18 protein-coding genes and 3 pseudogenes are annotated in these 18,720 nt (G+C 32.7%); 4 read left to right on the plus strand and 17 right to left on the minus strand.

Annotation, left to right across the window (positions count from 1 at the left end; translation table 11 throughout):
• Nucleotides 1–654: 654 nt before the first annotated feature.
• On the minus strand, nucleotides 655–906 hold the full coding sequence (locus JOC48_RS18210) for a hypothetical protein (RefSeq protein WP_204501848.1): 252 nt from the start codon (nucleotides 904–906) through the stop codon (nucleotides 655–657).
• Nucleotides 907–1,243: 337 nt separating this feature from the next.
• On the opposite strand from JOC48_RS18210, the pseudogene JOC48_RS18215 reads away from it, so the two are divergent.
• A pseudogene (locus JOC48_RS18215) lies at nucleotides 1,244–1,822 on the plus strand (transposase); the annotation flags it as partial.
• Nucleotides 1,823–2,379: 557 nt separating this feature from the next.
• Here the strand turns inward: JOC48_RS18215 and JOC48_RS18220 are convergent.
• From JOC48_RS18220 to JOC48_RS18235, 4 genes and pseudogenes are all read right to left on the minus strand, one after another.
• A complete protein-coding gene (locus JOC48_RS18220; protein ID WP_204501850.1) occupies nucleotides 2,380–3,624 on the minus strand; it encodes a hypothetical protein in 1,245 nt (414 codons plus the stop codon).
• A gap of 331 nt (nucleotides 3,625–3,955) precedes the next feature.
• Complete coding sequence (locus JOC48_RS18225) at nucleotides 3,956–4,201, minus strand: N-acetylneuraminate synthase family protein (RefSeq protein ID WP_338024347.1); 246 nt, start codon at nucleotides 4,199–4,201, stop codon at nucleotides 3,956–3,958.
• A gap of 461 nt (nucleotides 4,202–4,662) precedes the next feature.
• Nucleotides 4,663–5,581, minus strand: a pseudogene (locus JOC48_RS21800) (IS4 family transposase); the annotation flags it as partial.
• A 106-nt stretch (nucleotides 5,582–5,687) separates the two neighbouring features.
• A pseudogene (locus JOC48_RS18235) lies at nucleotides 5,688–5,900 on the minus strand (transposase domain-containing protein); the annotation flags it as partial.
• A gap of 88 nt (nucleotides 5,901–5,988) precedes the next feature.
• Between JOC48_RS18235 and JOC48_RS18240 the strand changes: the two are divergent.
• The gene (locus JOC48_RS18240; RefSeq protein WP_338024348.1) at nucleotides 5,989–6,162 is read left to right on the plus strand and encodes a transposase domain-containing protein; all 174 of its coding nucleotides are present in this window, start codon (nucleotides 5,989–5,991) and stop codon (nucleotides 6,160–6,162) included.
• A gap of 667 nt (nucleotides 6,163–6,829) precedes the next feature.
• Here the strand turns inward: JOC48_RS18240 and JOC48_RS18245 are convergent.
• The 7 genes from JOC48_RS18245 to JOC48_RS21390 form a co-directional block, all read right to left on the minus strand.
• Entirely contained in the window at nucleotides 6,830–8,002 is a 1,173-nt protein-coding gene (locus tag JOC48_RS18245; protein ID WP_204501852.1) for a polysaccharide pyruvyl transferase family protein, read from the minus strand.
• A 522-nt stretch (nucleotides 8,003–8,524) separates the two neighbouring features.
• On the minus strand, nucleotides 8,525–9,214 hold the full coding sequence (locus JOC48_RS18250; RefSeq protein WP_204501853.1) for an acylneuraminate cytidylyltransferase family protein: 690 nt from the start codon (nucleotides 9,212–9,214) through the stop codon (nucleotides 8,525–8,527).
• Nucleotides 9,215–9,226: 12 nt separating this feature from the next.
• Nucleotides 9,227–10,375: a UDP-N-acetylglucosamine 2-epimerase gene (gene neuC, locus JOC48_RS18255; protein ID WP_275580776.1), complete on the minus strand. Its 1,149-nt coding sequence runs from the start codon at nucleotides 10,373–10,375 to the stop codon at nucleotides 9,227–9,229.
• Nucleotides 10,376–10,377: 2 nt separating this feature from the next.
• Nucleotides 10,378–11,424, minus strand: a complete 1,047-nt coding sequence (gene neuB / locus JOC48_RS18260; protein ID WP_338024346.1) for an N-acetylneuraminate synthase — start codon at nucleotides 11,422–11,424, stop codon at nucleotides 10,378–10,380.
• A gap of 1,266 nt (nucleotides 11,425–12,690) precedes the next feature.
• Complete coding sequence (locus tag JOC48_RS18265; protein ID WP_275580777.1) at nucleotides 12,691–13,029, minus strand: ArsR/SmtB family transcription factor; 339 nt, start codon at nucleotides 13,027–13,029, stop codon at nucleotides 12,691–12,693.
• Between the two features lie 26 nt (nucleotides 13,030–13,055).
• On the minus strand, nucleotides 13,056–13,811 hold the full coding sequence (locus JOC48_RS18270) for an MFS transporter (RefSeq protein WP_204501854.1): 756 nt from the start codon (nucleotides 13,809–13,811) through the stop codon (nucleotides 13,056–13,058).
• A 51-nt stretch (nucleotides 13,812–13,862) separates the two neighbouring features.
• Nucleotides 13,863–13,964, minus strand: coding sequence for a lysine N(6)-hydroxylase/L-ornithine N(5)-oxygenase family protein (locus JOC48_RS21390; protein ID WP_239584472.1), 102 nt, complete (start codon nucleotides 13,962–13,964; stop codon nucleotides 13,863–13,865).
• 511 nt (nucleotides 13,965–14,475) lie between these two features.
• Between JOC48_RS21390 and JOC48_RS18275 the strand changes: the two genes are divergently transcribed.
• Nucleotides 14,476–14,820: an ArsR/SmtB family transcription factor gene (locus JOC48_RS18275; RefSeq protein WP_420829231.1), complete on the plus strand. Its 345-nt coding sequence runs from the start codon at nucleotides 14,476–14,478 to the stop codon at nucleotides 14,818–14,820.
• A 153-nt stretch (nucleotides 14,821–14,973) separates the two neighbouring features.
• Here the strand turns inward: JOC48_RS18275 and JOC48_RS18280 are convergent, their stop codons facing one another.
• The 3 genes from JOC48_RS18280 to JOC48_RS18290 form a co-directional block, all read right to left on the minus strand.
• On the minus strand, nucleotides 14,974–16,437 hold the full coding sequence (locus JOC48_RS18280) for an NADP-dependent isocitrate dehydrogenase (protein ID WP_204501855.1): 1,464 nt from the start codon (nucleotides 16,435–16,437) through the stop codon (nucleotides 14,974–14,976).
• Between the two features lie 199 nt (nucleotides 16,438–16,636).
• Nucleotides 16,637–16,714: a YjcZ family sporulation protein gene (locus JOC48_RS18285; protein WP_204501894.1), complete on the minus strand. Its 78-nt coding sequence runs from the start codon at nucleotides 16,712–16,714 to the stop codon at nucleotides 16,637–16,639.
• 77 nt (nucleotides 16,715–16,791) lie between these two features.
• On the minus strand, nucleotides 16,792–16,869 hold the full coding sequence (locus JOC48_RS18290) for a YjcZ family sporulation protein (RefSeq protein ID WP_204501894.1): 78 nt from the start codon (nucleotides 16,867–16,869) through the stop codon (nucleotides 16,792–16,794).
• A gap of 52 nt (nucleotides 16,870–16,921) precedes the next feature.
• On the opposite strand from JOC48_RS18290, the gene JOC48_RS18295 reads away from it, so the two are divergent.
• The gene (locus tag JOC48_RS18295) at nucleotides 16,922–17,236 is read left to right on the plus strand and encodes a hypothetical protein (RefSeq protein WP_204501856.1); all 315 of its coding nucleotides are present in this window, start codon (nucleotides 16,922–16,924) and stop codon (nucleotides 17,234–17,236) included.
• Nucleotides 17,237–17,245: 9 nt separating this feature from the next.
• On the opposite strand, the gene JOC48_RS18300 is transcribed toward JOC48_RS18295, so the two are convergent.
• Both JOC48_RS18300 and JOC48_RS18305 read right to left on the minus strand, forming a co-directional pair.
• Nucleotides 17,246–18,298, minus strand: a complete 1,053-nt coding sequence (locus tag JOC48_RS18300; protein ID WP_204501857.1) for a lactonase family protein — start codon at nucleotides 18,296–18,298, stop codon at nucleotides 17,246–17,248.
• A gap of 159 nt (nucleotides 18,299–18,457) precedes the next feature.
• Complete coding sequence (locus tag JOC48_RS18305; RefSeq protein WP_204501858.1) at nucleotides 18,458–18,646, minus strand: hypothetical protein; 189 nt, start codon at nucleotides 18,644–18,646, stop codon at nucleotides 18,458–18,460.
• Nucleotides 18,647–18,720 lie beyond the last annotated feature (74 nt).

An 18,720-nucleotide genomic window follows, 5' to 3' on the forward strand; every position in this document is an offset into this window, starting at 1 on the left:
AAGCTATCGTATGAAGACCCGCGAATCTATATTTGAGGAACAAACTGTACAAAATTAATTAGCAAAAAGTGTTCAATTTTACTTGACGGTCACAAATGCTTCTTTTCTTTCGGCCCTTCTTATTTACAAAGACGTAAGAAGCTATTTTATTGTCTGTAAAATCAAATATTGATAGATGGACAGATTTCTATGCGAGAACGACATAGTTTAGGTAAGGAAATCTAATATGGAAATTATGACTAAAGAGGACCTAAAGAAAACAGAAGAGTACTTTTATTTGGCTGGATACAATCAATGGTATCCGTTCCTGGTGGAACTAAATACAAAACTTTTGAATGTCTATGGAAAAGAACCGTTCCCCCATACTTGGATTGAACAGGATTTTTGTGAGGGGTCAAAAAAATAATCATGAAGTATTTCAAAAACAACTCTAATTAACAACATCATGATAAAGTAAAGTCCTACAGTTTATTAAACTAGTTGTAACCTGTAGGGTTTTATAATGGTTGGTAAATATTCATTTTGTAGCTCTTTATAGCATTCAGAAATATACTTCGTATATTTTCGGTTCCTATCTTTTCGTTCTATCCTGCCACAATGATATAATTCTTCGCAAAAATCAACTGTATTCTGCATGTTCAGATACTGTTCATGTTATATATTTCCTGTAGCTAGTCTGGCTTTTTTCACCATACTAAGCCAGCTGTAAAGTTTTTCCGATGAATACACTTCCTCTTCATCAATTACACGTGTATTACCAGAATAAGCCCGCTTGATCATTAAAATCCTTTCATAGATAGTATCATGACAACAATCAAGATTTTTCATTTCATCTTCAAATAGTGAAATAAAGTCACTAATTGAGATTTTAGATAAAACTTTGTTTCCTACGGAATTATTTTCCACTACGATCCCTCTTCAAATGTTATTATCAGGTCTAATATAAAAAGCTACCCGAAATAAAAAGTCAGAATAATCTTTTGGTCGGAATAAGGTTATTATATGGATTACCTATCCATCTAAACAAGTTCCAGAGGTGAAAGCTCATAACATTTTATAAAATAAAGTCTATTAAATAAAGAATTCGACTAGTCAAGTTGAGTTCTTTTTTTCGTACACTAAATTTATGAAAAATACAACAACTACTACCTCAACCTAGAAAACTGAAGAATTAGAGACTTAATTAGAGTTACTTGAATAGCAAAATGCGGAACTGACAACTAAAAATAAAGTCGTATGATAACAATTCCGCCTAAGCCAGCAATGTCAGTTTGGAGCTTCGAGTGATAAAAAATCCATACCAAATAGAATTATCACGATTTAACGAAGCTGAAGTTACTGAAAATTCTACTGTTGAAAAATCAACTATCGAAACAATCACATATAAAAGAAAGAAAACACAAGTTCATCATGAGCCTAACCTTGAAAACCTGTCTACGGAAAAAAGTTGAGTACCGATTATCTGAAGAGGATCAGGTTTGCTCGTGTTGCGGTGGGCCATTACATGAAATGAGTACGGAAGTACGCCGTGAACTCAAAGTTATTCCTGCCCAAGTGAAGGTAGTAGAATATGTGAATTATGTATATAGTTGTCGCCATTGTGAACGTCACAAAATGGAAACAACTAATGGTACAGCAGATATGCAAGTTTCTGTCTATCCAGGAAGTATAGCATCTCCGTCAACAATGGTGTATATTATGAATCAAAAATATGTAGAGAGCATGCCACTGTATCGACAAGAGAAAACAACTAGCTCATCTTGGCGTAACGTTGTCACAATTGGGGATGATCTATGGTGCGAATATATGGCTTACACTTATTTAAAATTGGATGTATGACCATCTAATAAAGCAAGATATTTTGCATGCGTATGAAACAGTATTCGCTAAATATTATAACTTCCTTTAATTCCTCATGATCTATCCTTTGGACAGAATATACATCTTTGCATTTTAAAAATTCCTTAACTTTTCGATGATACTGTTCAATAGCAAGATTGGAATAACCTTTCTTGGCAAGATGTTTTTCAAAAATATTGATTTGCATTTCTTTTATGTACTTAAACACATAAACAAAATTGGCTTTTCATAATACCTAAAAAGTGGCGAGATTCAAGCGCCATTATATATATATTGTTTTTGACACATCAAAAGAAAATAGCATGAATCCATTTAAGTAACTTTCTTATTTATTTGAAAAGCAGTCCAACATTGATTCGAAAGATGATAGTGAAATAGATCAGCTTCTACTTTGGTCACCGATAAATCCAGAAGAATGGCGCGTTTCAAATCAATCTAAATAAATGATATATCAAATCCCCATCTGATAACAGTTGGGGATTATTTCACACTTACTTACTTACCTACTCTAGATTTAAATTATTTATCTAAATATGGGTCGACATATATTTCTTCCATTAATTCAACATATTTTTCTGGAGTTAAATTTAGTACCGATTCAAGTGTTTTGTCTGCGGTAAATTGCTTCATTTCCCAAAGATTTTTTAAAAAATTAAATTGTGTAACAAATTCATGTACAGCAAATGAAAACCATAATCTACGGTTTTCTTTTCGTTGCTCATGATAACCATTATAATGGGGTGTATTTGAAAGATATAAGTTATTGTGGAAAACCTTTACAAATTTCGGATTGAAATGGAGAATATCAAATAAGGCATTAGGAAGTTGATTTGGACTACCATTTAATAAAAATTGTTTAGGTGACCTAATCACTCTGCCTTTATGAGCAGATTTCAATTTATTCTGAAAACTATACATAATAGTTTTAAAACACATAAAGTCTAATTCATCAAAAAAGTCAGTATTATCCAGCTTACTTAATTTCTTTGCCTTAAAGGCATTATAATACGAAACATCCGTTCTATTACCAAACCCTTTGCTTGGTAAGTGGTTATCTCCTGTATAATTGAACCTAACCACAATATCAAAAGAATTAATCTCATCTGATAAATCCTCCTCTACAGGTGCAGGTCCAACAATAGCTACGGATTTACCATTTACATAATTAAAAAATGCCTGATCTTGCTCTGAAAAATGCGTCTTACTCAATTTATTTGTTCGTTTTTTATCTCCATTTAATATAGAATAGAAAATTTCCATTCTATTTAAAAATGACTTTTCTAGTGAACTTTTCTTTAAACTTAGAAGAGTATTATTGGCATTATCCAGATCACCTTGATCAATATATAATTTAAAGGATTGTATTAATGTTTCATCGTTCTTTGTATTACCTAACGCTTGATATGCACTTTGAATAGCTTTCGTTCGTGCTATATTAGCAACCTTAAATAAACCGCTGTTAATACATAAGAACATCAAATGGTTCCATCTAGATGAAGGCAATAATTTTGCGTCTAGTCTTAATGTACTTTTAACAAGAGTGTTAGAATAATTAATGTTATAGTTTTTAAAATTATGCCTCTCTTCAATCGATTTTAGTAGAATATTCATATAATTTTCTGGTAAACCCTTGTAGTTTTCTAAGTTACTGTTTAATATATCATTTAACATCGAGATTCCTGACTGAAAGGCTTCTTCAGTCCCCATTTTCACTTTACTTACTAGATTTTTAAATAACATTCTTCTATTTATTCTGCTTTCCAAGAATATCTCTCCCCATACTTTAGTTTTGTGAACTTCCACATTACTTCGCTTTCACATTAGCAGGGTATCCCGATTGGAAATTACTAAGAAAAATAACGTGGAAATATCCGTTCTACTTTGCAAAAAAATACCTGTTTTTTGCTAGAATAGTGTACTCTTTTAAATTAGTTCTTTGTATTTTTTCAATATCTAAGATTACTTCTTTCTTATAGGCTAAAGATTTATTTGTAACAATTAAATCTTTTTAAAATTCTCATTCCATCAGGTTCTAATGATGCAGCATGATTATGCCCTTCCAAGTTTTTCTAAAGTATAGTTTCTTTCGATTGTATTAGGACCCTAATATATAAGCATCTACACCTACTGCAATTCCTAAATGGTGACCTGAAAACCCTATTTCTTTAACTCTTGTTCCAAGCTTCTCTTTTATACTAGTAATTTCTAAAAAAGCTATATCTTCAAAAGGAACAGGGTAACCTGATGTACAACTATAGATAATTAAGGCTTTGTTACGCCCTTTATCTTGAAAGAAGTCAACAATCCTTTCTTTTTCGTGTGTTGTCATTCCAAAGGAAATGTTGAATTCTCCATGATAGTGGGTCTCATAATCAACTTAACAAATGATTATTACATGCAGATAGGATTTTAATTTGTTCTAACTCTAATGAAGCTATTTCCTTAACAGATGTTAATTCCCCTACAGAGGTACTATTACTAATAACAAACTTCCCACACCACTATTCCTTTTTATCTGAATTCTCTTAGTTTCTAAAATATATTAAATTCCTACTCTAATAATTTAAATATGTTTCAACTAATGCTGTTGTTACAATTTATGAGGAGGTTTGATAAAAAAGGCATTTTAACTAGATCAAGTTTTTAAAGATTAAAAGGCTTTGAAGTAGAAACAACAAAAACCATAGCAAGATTGCAAAACAAAAAATGATACCACAATAGAAATAGGCAAACAAGTAGAAGTAGATTTAATAATCATTACAGCAAAAGAGATTTTGTTGTTTTGAAAAGACTTCAATATCTCAACTTTTGGACAATTAGTGTACAGTCTGTAATTAAAATCGCTAACCACTCACTTTTTTTATTGCGATTGAGAACAAAGACAACTTTAATAGGCACACCATTCGCTTGGGTGATATGGAATAGAACGAAGTATGATTTTTTACCAGTGGTTAGGTTCGCTAAACAGTAAAGTTCTTTAAAGCTCACACGTTTATCATTCACGATATACCGTTGCTTTAAGTTCTTTACCATACCAATGACATCAAATACTTGATCCTAAATATTTTTAAAGAGAGGCTGATAAGTGTACCAAGAATCCATCAGCACATAAGAAGCATCAATACATTCATGGCACGATCGACCATACCAGGTATTTGTTCTGGTGCAGTTTGTAGCGTTTCTACTCTGCGTTTATAGCCTGAGCTACGTATATCAACTTTTGATGAAATGCTGTTAATTTGGATTTTCTTTGAGCTTTATAAAAAAAGTCCACAAGGATGAAAGTTGCACCATCTGACCAACCAAGCATAAGCATACGAAATCTTTATAAAAACGTATTTTTTTAATCCGTAGTCAAAACAACGGACAGTAATTCAACTGATTTACTACGACTTCTATCATACGAAGAATCATCTAATATCAGTACTTTAGGGCGATCAGAATTCGTGATCTTTGTTACTTTTCCAATGGTATGAGCGTTAATGAACAGTAAAAACCTTCTCTATCCAAAGGTAGACTGATTAAAGAAACGATAGACCGCATCCTTCGCTGGAAAATCAGTAGATTTTTTACTATTAAACGTTTGATACCATTTTTTATTTTCAAAGATCAAACAAAAAATGAGTTGGAAAAGATAGGCACAAGAAAAACCGACAGACTTTGTGATACCTGCATTTCTGAGATGTTTAAACACATGTAACTCTTTTGATGTAAGCGTCAAACAATGCCCACATGGTCACCCGTATAAATCGTAAGCGTAAAATAGTCCACACCTTACCTTAGATGTGGACTAATGTTATGATTTATTTAGTTTTATTAGGAACGTGTTATTCTGCTGGAATATTTGATGACCAAGGAAGCAGCTGCTCTAGTTCACTTTTATTATTCGTATCCAGGTTGGGTAGCTTCTCAAATAAATAAGTAAGGTATTGAAATGGATTTAATCCATTTTCCTTCGCTGTCTCTGTCTCTATCACACTAAAGATAATAGCACTTGATTTAGCTCCTTTTGAGGTATTAGCGAAAAGCCAATTTTTTCTTTTACGTATTTAAGAACATAAAAGAAAGAATTTCTTATTTAGCAATGCAGTAAAAGGTGCTAAATATAGTGCCATTGTATATAATATTATCCAGACAGCTAAAGAGAATGGACTTCAGCCATTCGGGTTTCTTAAATATCTATTTGAACAGCTTCCAAATATTGATACTTCAAATGTGGAGGCAGTTGATAAATTACTACCTTGGTTTTCAGCTATTCCTGATCATTGTCAAAGTCCAGTGTTTATAGCACATGAAAAGTGAACCACATGACAACTTAAAATTGAGCCACTTCAAGTTTGTGAATTTTACTTACCGTAAAAATTAATTGGATTTATATGGAGAGGCGGGCATGATATCCTGGTTGGAGTGCGAAATTCTTTCCTCCTGCACGCTTTCGCAAAGAAGTCATGCCCGTAGAGGCTCCATGTCAATCCTACGCAGTAATAAAAATACCTCCCCAAAGTTTGTGAATTCCCTCAAATTTTAGGTGGTTCAAAATTAGTTGCGAAATGGTTCAATTTTCAATTGCGAAATACAGTCCAGTTTCTAAGTCTTAATAACAGTATACTTTAGCCCACATATACTTCAAAGGTGTGGGCGTTTTGACGCTTAAAGGTTGAAGAAAGTTCATTTGGTAGTTGATTATTTTGGTCATTATTCGCTATCACATAGGAGACACTTCTTCTGTATATGGTAGCGTTTCCTAGTCAATAACACTATAGCAAATGTTGAGGATTTTTTTTATGCATATTTCACTTGTCAATGACCATATTATACGGAAACAGGCCTTACAGCTTGTTAAACTGAACACTTTTTTCTATGTGCAAAAGTTGAGTTATTGTTATTTGCTGTTTGAAGCATTCACCATTTTGCACAATAATGTAAACACAAATATTAATTGAATTCAAATCATTTTACTTTATTAAACTTATCCTAAACCATTTTCCTCTGTCCATTCCTTAATCTTTTTGTAAAAATCAGTACTTTCATTTTTCACATTTTCATTTATCATTTTATACCTTAATTTAATATCTTCTTTATTTATAATAGTATATTTCACTTGTTCACTTAATTCTTTTTGAAATCCTTTTTTATTTATTTCAATAACTCTATCGGATAAATTTAATTCTTTATACAAATCAATAATTTTTTTATAACTACTGAGAGCTATTGTAGGAATGTTTTGAGCAATAGAACACACATTACTATGAAACCTCATACCCAATATAAGTTCACATTCCTTATAAAGCCCAAATATATACTCCTCAGAACCCGATCCAGTCAAACAAGGTGCTATAACAATTCTAGTCCTTCTATATCTATCATCTATTTGTTCCAGCAAATTATTAATTGCATTTAAATCACTATATATATGAGGAAATAATATGATTTGATAATCACTGTTTATTTTTAAAAAAGTATTCAACTCTTCGGAAATACTATTAATGAAATCATTATATTCAATTCCATCTTTTAATTCTTTATTAAACCTAATATCCTTCATATCAGACACAATATTAATTCCAATGGACTTTAGACTATTATTTAACTCTGGAAAGTCAAACTTCTTTGTTTCCAAGAAAAAGGCTCCATCTGGAACCCTATATATTTTATCAGAATATCTGTCTCCATATAATTTTTTAATAGTTTCATATGAGCCATCATTTCTTACACTTACTAAATACTTATTATCATTCGTTATAATTTCTAGAAAAGATTTAAATTTGCTAATTGCACTCTCGCTAGCACCTTTAGCTATATCACAACCTACCCCATTGAACAGAATAGGTGTATCTATTTTATTTAGAGACTCACTTCTTATATTTATTGTCGTGCCTGTATAAGAGTAATCCCATTTCAATTCAAAAAAATTACCACCACCAATGATTACTAGATCATAGCTATTACATAAGTCTATAAATTCCGAGCTATTAAAATTTCTAATATTCCAAGACTGATAAAATTCCCTAATTTCAATTTCATCATATTCTATTGCACAGTAAAATATTTCCTTTAATCTATTCCTGAAACCATTATGATTAGCATTATCACCAATATTCCCATTAAAACTCGCTATATGCAAAGCTCTTATATTTTTCATATTCTCATCCTTTGAATTTTCCTTTTTAAGATATATTAAATTTAAGATTGAAAATTTCTAAAACAACTATAATTACAACTAAAATTTGGTCACAAATTTATCAGAGTGTCCATCTGTTACAGAATTCTACAGTAAATAATTAAAACTCCCATATAAAGAGCATAATAATATTTTGAATGAATATTTGTATAATTCTTAACATACTCTACTCTTCTTTTAGTATCTGGGAAAGCTTTTTCAGGGGCTACACAGTAATGTGATAAACAAATTTTTGCTTTACTATTTTTGTTGTAAAAATTTTCAGCCTTCTCCACATTTGGTAATGGTGTCAGTTAAAAATGATCACAATTATTACCACCATAAATAACTCACTGAAAATTCATAATAGAAAACTCTTCTTCAAGTTTAAGGTAAAAAGTAAAAACGTAACTTATTATAAATTTCCGTTATAGCCTAACGGTAGCGGTAAAGTAAAGCACTTGAGAGGATAGAAATTGCAAGGTTAATTAGGTAAAACTCTTTTTATTTAATCAGTAATTTAAATAATTCTAAATCTATTGGCTCATCTATATCTAAATCATAAGAACGATCCATTATATAAGCCAATTTATTATCATTTAGACTTGTATTACTACTAAACTTTTCATTTAATTTATTTATATAAATTGCTCCATTTACTTTATAATACACAGGAAAATCTTGCCTTCTAATGGTACTATTTATGTTAATCAAATTGCCAAGTATTTCATCATTATTAATTGTCCTAATCAAACTAGGATGATCTTTTACCTCTGAAACACTTACTAAACTATCAACATTCTTATTAATAATTTTTTCAATTGCACCATCTATATGCCAATATTTTCTCAAAGGTTGCGTAGGTTGTAATAAAACAACATAATCGTAATCATTTCCATTTTGAGTCAACTTGTTAATTGTATAAATTATTGCATCTATTGTTTTAGAATTATCACTTGCTAAAGATTTTGGTCTTAAGAACGGAACAGCTACCCCGCATTCTTTTGAGACATTTGCAATCTCCTGGTCATCTGTAGAAACAATTACCGTATCCAAGTATTTTGATTGCTTTGCCTCATCTATAGTATATTGGATAAGTGGTTTTCCATCTACAAGAGTTAAGTTCTTTTTAGGGATACCCTTACTTCCACCTCTTGCTGGAATTATAGCCATAAATGTTTTTCCAAAATACATAGTATTACCACCTTAACATTCAACATCAATAAAGCTTTTCTGTATTTCCAAATCCCAAATGGCTTGATCTTCTAAAATTTCAATAAATTTCTCATCACTTTTCCCATCACCAAAAACTTTCGTAGATTTTATATTCAATCCATTAATTTTATTAATAGCATTTAGTATCTCTGTTTTGCTATCACTTACATGAATAATGTTGTTTACACTATTTACATTATACCTGTGTTTTTGCCTATTACCTATATCTATAGACGGACGCCCATATACACCAGCTTCTCTTATACCCGCACTAGAATTTCCTATCATAAAATCACAGTGTTTTAATAAGGTTAAAAAATGTTCAAACCTCAAGGATGGGTATAATTTGAAATGATTATTTCTTTCAAATCTTTTATATTCACTTAATATTACTTTGCTTCCTTCATCATTATTAGGATATATCACTATATAATTTTTCTCTGATTCTAAAAGGGCATCTACTAAACTTTTAATATTTACTTGTAATTTATCAATCTCAGTCGTTACGGGGTGATACATTAAAATTGCATAATTTTCAAATAAAATATCATACCGTTTCTTAGTGTCATTCAATTCAGGTAAATTATCTGAAATCATTATATCTATATCAGGAGAACCAATTATAAACACGTTTCCTTCATTCTCACCTAATTGCATAATTCTCCTTTTAGCCTCTTCGTTACTTACTAAATGCACATGAGAAAATTTTGTAATTGCATGCCTGATAGACTCATCAATTGTTCCTGAAACTTCTCCTCCCTCAATATGAGCAACTTTTATATTATTAAACGCTCCTACAATAGCTCCAGCTAATGCCTCTAACCTATCTCCATGAACCACAACCATATCTGGTTTTAGCTCATTAACATAATTACTTAATCCTAATATTGTATAACTAAAAGCAGAATCCATATGAGAATCGTTTTTTTGATTAACAAAATGATAGATATTTTTAAAGTTATCTTTCTCTAATTCTTTCCATGTAGAACCATACTTTGACAGCATATGCATTCCTGTTACAAAGATATAGAGTTCAAGCTTTTTGCTATTTTCAACCTTTTTCATTAGAGATTTAATCTTTCCGTAGTCCGCTCTTGTACCTGTTAAAAAAAGAATTTTCTTCATTTTTTTACGCTCCATTTTCATCTCTCGATGTCATTCCAGCTTAAATGTTCGTCATTCGAAATGTCTTTAATTACTTTTTTACCGATTATTGACTTATAATGTTCTGCCTTTATTTCCCCTATACCAGGTCTTTTCACCCATATATTTTCTTCAGAAAGAATCTCACCAGCTTTAATATCTTGGATTGCAACAACAGTTGCAAATGCAAAATTAATAGTTACTTGCTCCTCTTTAGTAGGTTCTTTTTTCCCACCTCTCATTTGAGCAATCTCACTACTTCCTTCTATTAAGTCTTTAAGCTCCTTAGGATCCATCGAGCATAAGATGTCTGGACCTGTTCTGTTCTTGGAATCTGTAAAATGTCTTTCTAATATTGATGCTCCTAAAGCAGTAGCAGCAAGACATGCATTATTATTAGCTGTATGATCAGACAAACCAATCACTGCATTAGGAAACGTATCCTGTAATTCCTGCATTCCCCCTAATCTTACTAAAGATGGTGGGGTTGGATATAAATTAGTACAATGAAGTAATGCGAACTGGATATTGTAATTTTCTAATATTTCAACTGTCTTATTAATGCTACTAATATCATTCATACCAGTTGAAACAATCATTGGCTTACCATAAGAAGCAATATGCTCAATTAAAGGATAATTATTGCATTCCCCTGATCCTACTTTATAAGCTGATACACCCATTCTTTCTAAGCGATTAGCAGCCTTTCTTGAGAATGGAGTACTTAAATAAATCATACCCTTAGACTCGACATAGTCTTTTAGAGCAATTTCATCCTTTTCATTTAATGCACACTTAGACATAACATCATATATTGAGACATCCGTATTTCCTGGGATAACTCTCTTTGCCTCTTTACTCATTTCATCTTCAATTACATGCGTTTGGTGTTTAATGATTTCTGCACCTGAACTATATGCAGCATCAACCATTTCCTTAGCAACCTCTAAACTACCTTCATGATTAATGCCAATCTCGGCTATAACTAAAGGGGCATATTCCTCACCAATTTTTCTGTTACCGATTTGTATATATGGTTTATTCACTACATTCACCTCATAAAATCTTTTAAAAAAGAAGCTACTTACTAGACTATTAGAAATTGTTTTCTTTCTAAAAACAGTCATCGTAAATGATATAACCAAATTTAAACAATAGTGTAATAACCTGATTATTACTCATGGTAGAAAAATACCATTTTTTTCAATTGAAATGTTTTACTATGGCGTTACGAGCTTTATCATCTACTGTTAACGTATCCAAATAGATATCCTATATATCGCTGGTGAATCATAATCTACATCTTGGGAGTATGTTTTTCTTTGAAATTTGACCGGAAGTTTTCAATTCTTTTTAAATTCAATTTTTAGAAGTTGTAGAAGCCATTCGTTCAAAACTAGTAGTGGTTAAATGGTACGCTGTATAGACTTGCTCTGTCATATTATCCTATTAGAAAATGAAAAATTTGTTCATCTATGTTATAGCTATTAGGAAAAATAGGCTAGCCTATTTTTCCTAATAGCTATATTTTCCAGATTACTACAACCTCTAGAATTACCCAGCCCGATGACTTAAAATGCATTCTTTACACCAGGTAATGATAAATCGCACCCGGAGTGGTATAACGTTTTTTTGATATTGAGATTTAATGAAGAGGCTGTGAACAGTCGTTCCTTTACTACTATACTAGAAAGGAATTAATTTGGAGGCTACTTGGTTGTCATTTATCACAGATGTTGGGTTCTTATCACAGTATTTGGGAAGGAAAACTAATACATTAATTGGGGACGCAGTAAAATAACCTTTTATCACTTTTGGTAATATAAATACACTCATTTTCACGATACCACTGGTCTTCAGTTATATGTCTTCTCTTCTTGGTCTAGAAGAGAGAATCCACTTACTTAACGAGGATAACTAAGAGAAAAACTAGGAAAGCCCTGCTAGGAGTTTACACCTTCAAGCTCATTATCTATTCTTAGGAGATTATTGATTATATCTCACTCTCTAAAATGTAGGTACTCATTATAAAGCTGTTAAAACAAATCCATATTTAAAAAGTGAGATTAAATACAAACTATACGGAAAAATACTTCTACACCTCAACTTTCTATAACCTTACAGAACCACTTTTAGACACGTTTCTCCTTCAATCATTAAATCATCCATTATTTTGAATTACAAAATTCAGCTTTTTTTTAAAAAACACAAGCGTTCTTCAAACATTTATCAACTAGTGGAGGGCTAACATTTATCTTCATAAAAAAAGCCATCCCAAAAGAATGACTTTTCAAAATTTATTAACTTAAAACTTAACAACAATTCTTAGGAATACTCGCATCCTTCCTAAACAAACAACAAAGCTCTTCTGAAAGTAAATGATTCACCGCTTCTTCATTTAATGAATAGTAACTCCATGTTCCGCTTGTATCTTTGTTTAATAAATTCGCATCAACGAGTATTTTTAAATGATAGGACAATTTGGATTGAGGCATATCCATAATCTCCGTTAAATCACATACACAGATACTATTCACCTTCACAATTTCATTCATAATACGTAACCTCTGCTTATCAGCAAGAGCCTTAAATTTTTTCTCATATATTTCAAAAGTCTTTTCAAAGGAAACATCTTCCATTTTCATACTCATTCATCACACCTCCTACATTAATGTTATCAAATTCCAACCTCATCATCAATTATTTTTGATTTATCTAAATAATTCTTTATTCTTCTATCTTCAAAAATCCACCAAACAAATAAACAAATAAAAATAAAAGCTCCGCCAAAATAGGTGATATATAAGCCATGGTTTAATTCAATTAGTATATAGCTAATAAATGGACCTAAAGCAGCACCGAGATCTAATGAAACAGAATGATACGTCATGACTGTTTGGGTATCTGTTTTAGCCGCCATATCAGCAGCAATCGAATCTATCAGGGTAGTTAAAGCTGTCGCAGCTAATAAAGTAATGAACGGGAATGTAACCCAAATCATGATTGGCAATTTCCACGTGATACCGATAAACCCCAACGATGCAATACAAAGCGAGATCAAAAAAGGAGGCAACCGACCTTTGGGGCCATCTGACCAACTCCCAAACATTCTGGCTAAAAAAGGCTCCCAGGACCAACGCATGGCTTGCAAGAAGCCTGCTAAAGAAGTCGCACCGATTAGTAATGAAAATACATAAAAATGTTTGGAAAAATGAAATTCAATCGCAAAACTGATCGTAGATGTTAACGTACCTTGAATAAGCATTGCTATTAATGCACCACTAATAAGAACTTGTAAGATTTCCTTTCGAAAAATTAATCTTTGATATTTTTGCTTAGAATTAAGAGTACTTTTCGTATGAATATTTCCTTTTGAAATGAACCCCAATAGACAGGCAAGGCTATATATAGCATAGAGTCTCCTGCCAGACATAAAGCGGTAATGATTGACACAAAAATTACCTGTTGATTTGGATTTTTACCTTTAGTGTTCATAATTATCATTATACAATAGTTGATGATACTCAGCGTGTACAGCTAATGAAATTCTATAAGGTCCAGCCCCAATAATTAGCAAATCTAACAAACATATTGCCTCCTGAACGTAAATTAAATCCAAAAAAATTGATTTATATTATAGGGTGTGTAAAAATGACGAACGATCCTAAGGCTTGCATTTTGCTCTGCTATTTTTATAAATATAGTATCAATCACAACAAGTGAGACACCCACATTCTTGTTGTTCACTCACAGAAGGTCGTTTCCGTTTAAACAAGCTAACGAATCTTTTAGCTATTGATTTCTTTTTCGTTTGTATTGGTTCATAAAATGTACGATTTTGTTCCTCCCTCCTTAATTCTTGGATTTTTTCTAACTCATAAGAATTAAACAACATCATAGATCACTCCTAATATCAATTATTTTTGATTTATAACCTATCATTAATCAACTTTTTTTGATTAAGTTCATTATAAATCAGTTTCTGGAAATGTCAACTACTTAATCAAATTATTTTGATATTATAAAAGATTTAGACATAAAACCTATATAATCCAATAATGAAACCGTCGATTGGGAATAATAGTGAATGATTTTCAATGAAATGGGTGAAAAACGTGGTTAATAAGATGAAGGAACAAGAAGCTTATTTGGAGCAATTATTTGAGAAATATGAAATCAAATTTAAGGCGGTAGCTGACAAACAGCGTTTGCAGATTATGCATGTATTAACAACGAACGGTTCCATGTCGGTTGGTGATTTAATGCCAAAAATGGATATGGCACAATCAAAGCTTTCTTATCATCTTAAGATATTACTGGATGCTGATTTAATTTTAAAGGAAACACAGGGAACATGGAGCTATTATAGTATTAATATTAACAGCGTTAATCATTTATTATCAGAGGAACTATGCTGTTTATTTAGACCAGCTAATAAATAATATTTCTTTCATAAAAATGTTTTGCGCGTTTATTTCAGTGAATTTTTTTACTGATGATAGCAGGTTCAACCTGAAACAGAAAAAAAACCTTACGTATAAAGCTTAAAAGAGAAGGGATGTCAAAACTGAAATTTTGACATCCTCCACTATTACTTATTGACCTTGTCCCAGTGAATAGCCCAATTCATCATTAAAGCGATAGAGATTTTCAATTTTTATAAAATCTAAACCAGCTTGTTGAACTCGATCTAGCAGCCCAATAATATCTTGATTGGTTATAGCCTCTTGTTCCTTATTTATTTGGAAGCGGCAGCGCCAGTGGTCAGTAGCGAATGTTTCAGGAAAGCCTTGCGGATATACTTTTACTCCACGGTTAGTAATGACAGCTAATTCGAATTCTGGACCTGCAATGGATTCTAACTTTTGTCCGATTTCATCAGGGGTTAATTGATCATCAAATAAAAACACATCTACACCATCCAATTGACGAACAACACCTTGCTTTTTCCGGTCTTTAGCCAATGGGGCCAGTTTATATTGATCTTGTCTGGATGGTTGCCCATTTTCATATGTTACTGGCTTGAAGGTTGTAGGAGTTTGTCCAAGCCTTTCAATGACAGCCTCTGCAAACGCCATTGTTCCGACGGAGGCACCGCCTTTTGCAATATCCCCTGTGTTAACGCCGTCTTCTAACGTTTTAAGCCATGCATTATGAATTTTGGTTGCTATTTCTGCTTGACCAATATGAACCAACATCATAATCGCACCATGAATTAAACCGGATGGATTGGCAATTCCTTTACCAGCAATGTCTGGTGCACTTCCGTGAATGGCTTCAAACATAGCGACATTGTCCCCTATATTGGCTGAACCAGCAAGTCCAACACTTCCGGTTATTTGTGCAGCTACGTCAGATGCAATATCACCGTATAGGTTTGGCATGACAACTACATCAAAGTCTTGTGGCGTATCTGCCAGCTTTGCCATTCCAATATCAATGATCCAATGCTCTGTTTCGATATCAGGATACTCTTCTGCAATCTCATCAAAAACTTTATGGAAAAGTCCATCTGTCAGCTTCATGATATTATCTTTCGTAAAGCATGTAACCTTTTTTCGATTATTTTTTTTTGCGTATTCAAAAGCATACCGAACAATTTTTTCCGTACCAGGTCGTGTAATTAATTTTAAACATTGAACGACTTCAGGGGTTTGCTGATGTTCAATTCCTCCATATAAATCCTCTTCGTTTTCACGAATAATAACAAGGTCCATATCAGGGTGTTTTGTTTTGACAAACGGATCATAAGACACATTTGGTCTTACGTTAGCATACAAGCCCAATGTCTTACGGATCGTTACATTTAAGCTTTTGTAGCCTCCACCTTGTGGAGTAGTAATTGGCCCTTTAAAAAATACTTTATTACGCCGTAGTGATTCCCATGCCTCATCTGGAACACCAGAAGTATTACCTGATAAATAAACCTTCTCTCCAACATCAATAAATTCAGGTTCAATCCTTGCTCCTGCATGTTCCAATACCTTGAGGGTGGCATCCATAATTTCAGGTCCAATTCCATCTCCTCTGGCAACCGTAATCGTAGTTTTTTGTTCCATGACTGATATCTTCCTTTCTTATGTTGATCTAGCGGTAGTATTAGTTAATATTGCCTTATTACATGTCCGTTATATACTCTTTTAAATAATATTCACTTTATAGTCTGTAACCAAACTCAATATTTAATTAAAAATAATAAATTTTTCCATGAAGAAAGGCTATCCTATTTCGGATAGCCTTCAATTTATTCCATCTATATTAGTAAGTTACATACGAGGTTCCAACAATTATTAATAGAATGAACAACACAACAATTAACGCAAAGTTGTTATACATGTGAACACCCCCTGAGGTTCTCACGTTCTTCTTACTTCAACATACCTAGACTAAGATTCTCTTTTAAACACTTTTCCTTAGTAAGTCACGTAAGAAGTACCCACGATAATTAGAAGAATGAACAACACGACGATTAACGCAAAATTGTTATACATTCAAAACACCTCCTGATGTGTTACACTAACATTCTATGGAGAGGACGCTCACTTGTTTGGGCACGAATCTAATTTTGGTAAAAATCATCATATTACAGATTTGATTCACTTTATCTATACTTCCGTTCGTGAACCTCATCATATTACAGATTTGATTCACTTTAAATGCATTTCCGAGCGTGAACTGAATCATATTACGTTTTTGATTCACTTTATCTATATTTCCGTTCGTGAACTGAATCATATTACAGTTTTGATTCACTTTAACTGCATCTCCACTCGGGAACTGAATCAAAAATCAGTAACGGAACACATTTCCATTCATGAAAAAGAGGATGAGCGCATATTTGGCTCATCCTCTCCCTGATTCCCTTAATTAAACATTTAAAAACTTAACACAAACCGCCTCAGGGGCAGGAACGTCTTTTTGAAGAAGCGAGAGTTTTCCGGTAGCTTCATCTCTTTCAAATAAAACTAATGAATTTGATTTTTGGTTAGCAGCAACGACAAACTTTCCTGTTGGATCAAGCGCAAAGTCTCGAGGCCAATTACCTTCTGTTGAAGCCCACTCTACAAAGGAAAGCTTACCCGTACTTTCATCGACACTAAAAATCGCTATGCTATTATGACCGCGATTTCCTGCATAAACAAACTTTCCATCTGGAGAAAGATGAATCGCACTTCCATCATTTGTTTCTGTAAAATCTGATGGAATCGTCGGGATAGACTGTACTTCTGAAAAGCTTCCATCCTGTTCATTATAATGTAAGACTAAAACCTCAGAACTGAGCTCCGTCATGACATAGGCATACTTTCCATTTGGATGAAAAGCAATATGTCTAGGACCGCTACCTGGTTTTGTTTCAAATGTATGTACTTTCGTTAATTTCCCATTATCAACCGCATAGGTAATAACATTGTCACTACCCAAATCGATGGCTATTATATATTTCTCATCTGGCGTAAAGCCTGAAAAGTGCATATGTGGTTTTTCTTGTCTATCGTGCGGACCATTCCCTTCATGTTCCATAACAGAAACCGCAGGATTAAGTGAACCATCTTCATTCGTAAGGTAAGACTCAACTTTCGTCGTATGATAGTTAGCTGTCACTACATTACTATTATCACTGCTGACACTTACATGACATGGAGGCGACCCTTCAGAAGTTTGACTATTTAGTAACGTTAACTCCCCTGTTTGCTCATTTAACGAAAAGGCAGTTACTCCTCCTTTTTCACCTTCCTTCGCAACAGCATATAGAAATTGGTTATCCTTGCTCACCGTCAAGTAAGTAGGGTTATTTAATTCTGCTGCTACGTTAATATCTGTTATTTCACGTTTTTCTTTATCAAGGGTAAATGTATAAACCCCTTTACTTTCCGCTTTCGTATAGGAACCAACAAAACCGATTACTTTGTTATTAGCCATGTATCAATGCTCCTTCTTATCTATGATTGGTTACATTATATCAAAAGATATGGGCCTTATCTATGAACAGGCCCATATCTTTCCAAATGGCTTTTCTATTCCTTCTTATGGAAACAGTAGACCATTAAGGCCTACTGTAAAAGCATTTCTTCAACAAAATTAAAATGGAAGATTTTGTTGTTGTTGGTTTTGCTGTTGTTGTCCTTGTTGATTCTGGTTACCACCAAATGGAATAAATTGTTGTGCCATATTTCCCATTCCTTTACCTCTTGTCATGCTGTAGTAGGCTGCTGCGCCAATCCCTACAGATGCTAAGATAGGAAGAACTCGTCCTCTTTGGTTATTCATGCTCACTCACCTCCTGAAAGGATGGTCAATTTTAATTTTTCCTAAGTGAGCAAAATTACTAAAGTAACATATTG

The organism is Aquibacillus albus (genome assembly GCF_016908325.1).
GTDB lineage: Bacteria > Bacillota > Bacilli > Bacillales > Amphibacillaceae > Aquibacillus_A > Aquibacillus_A albus.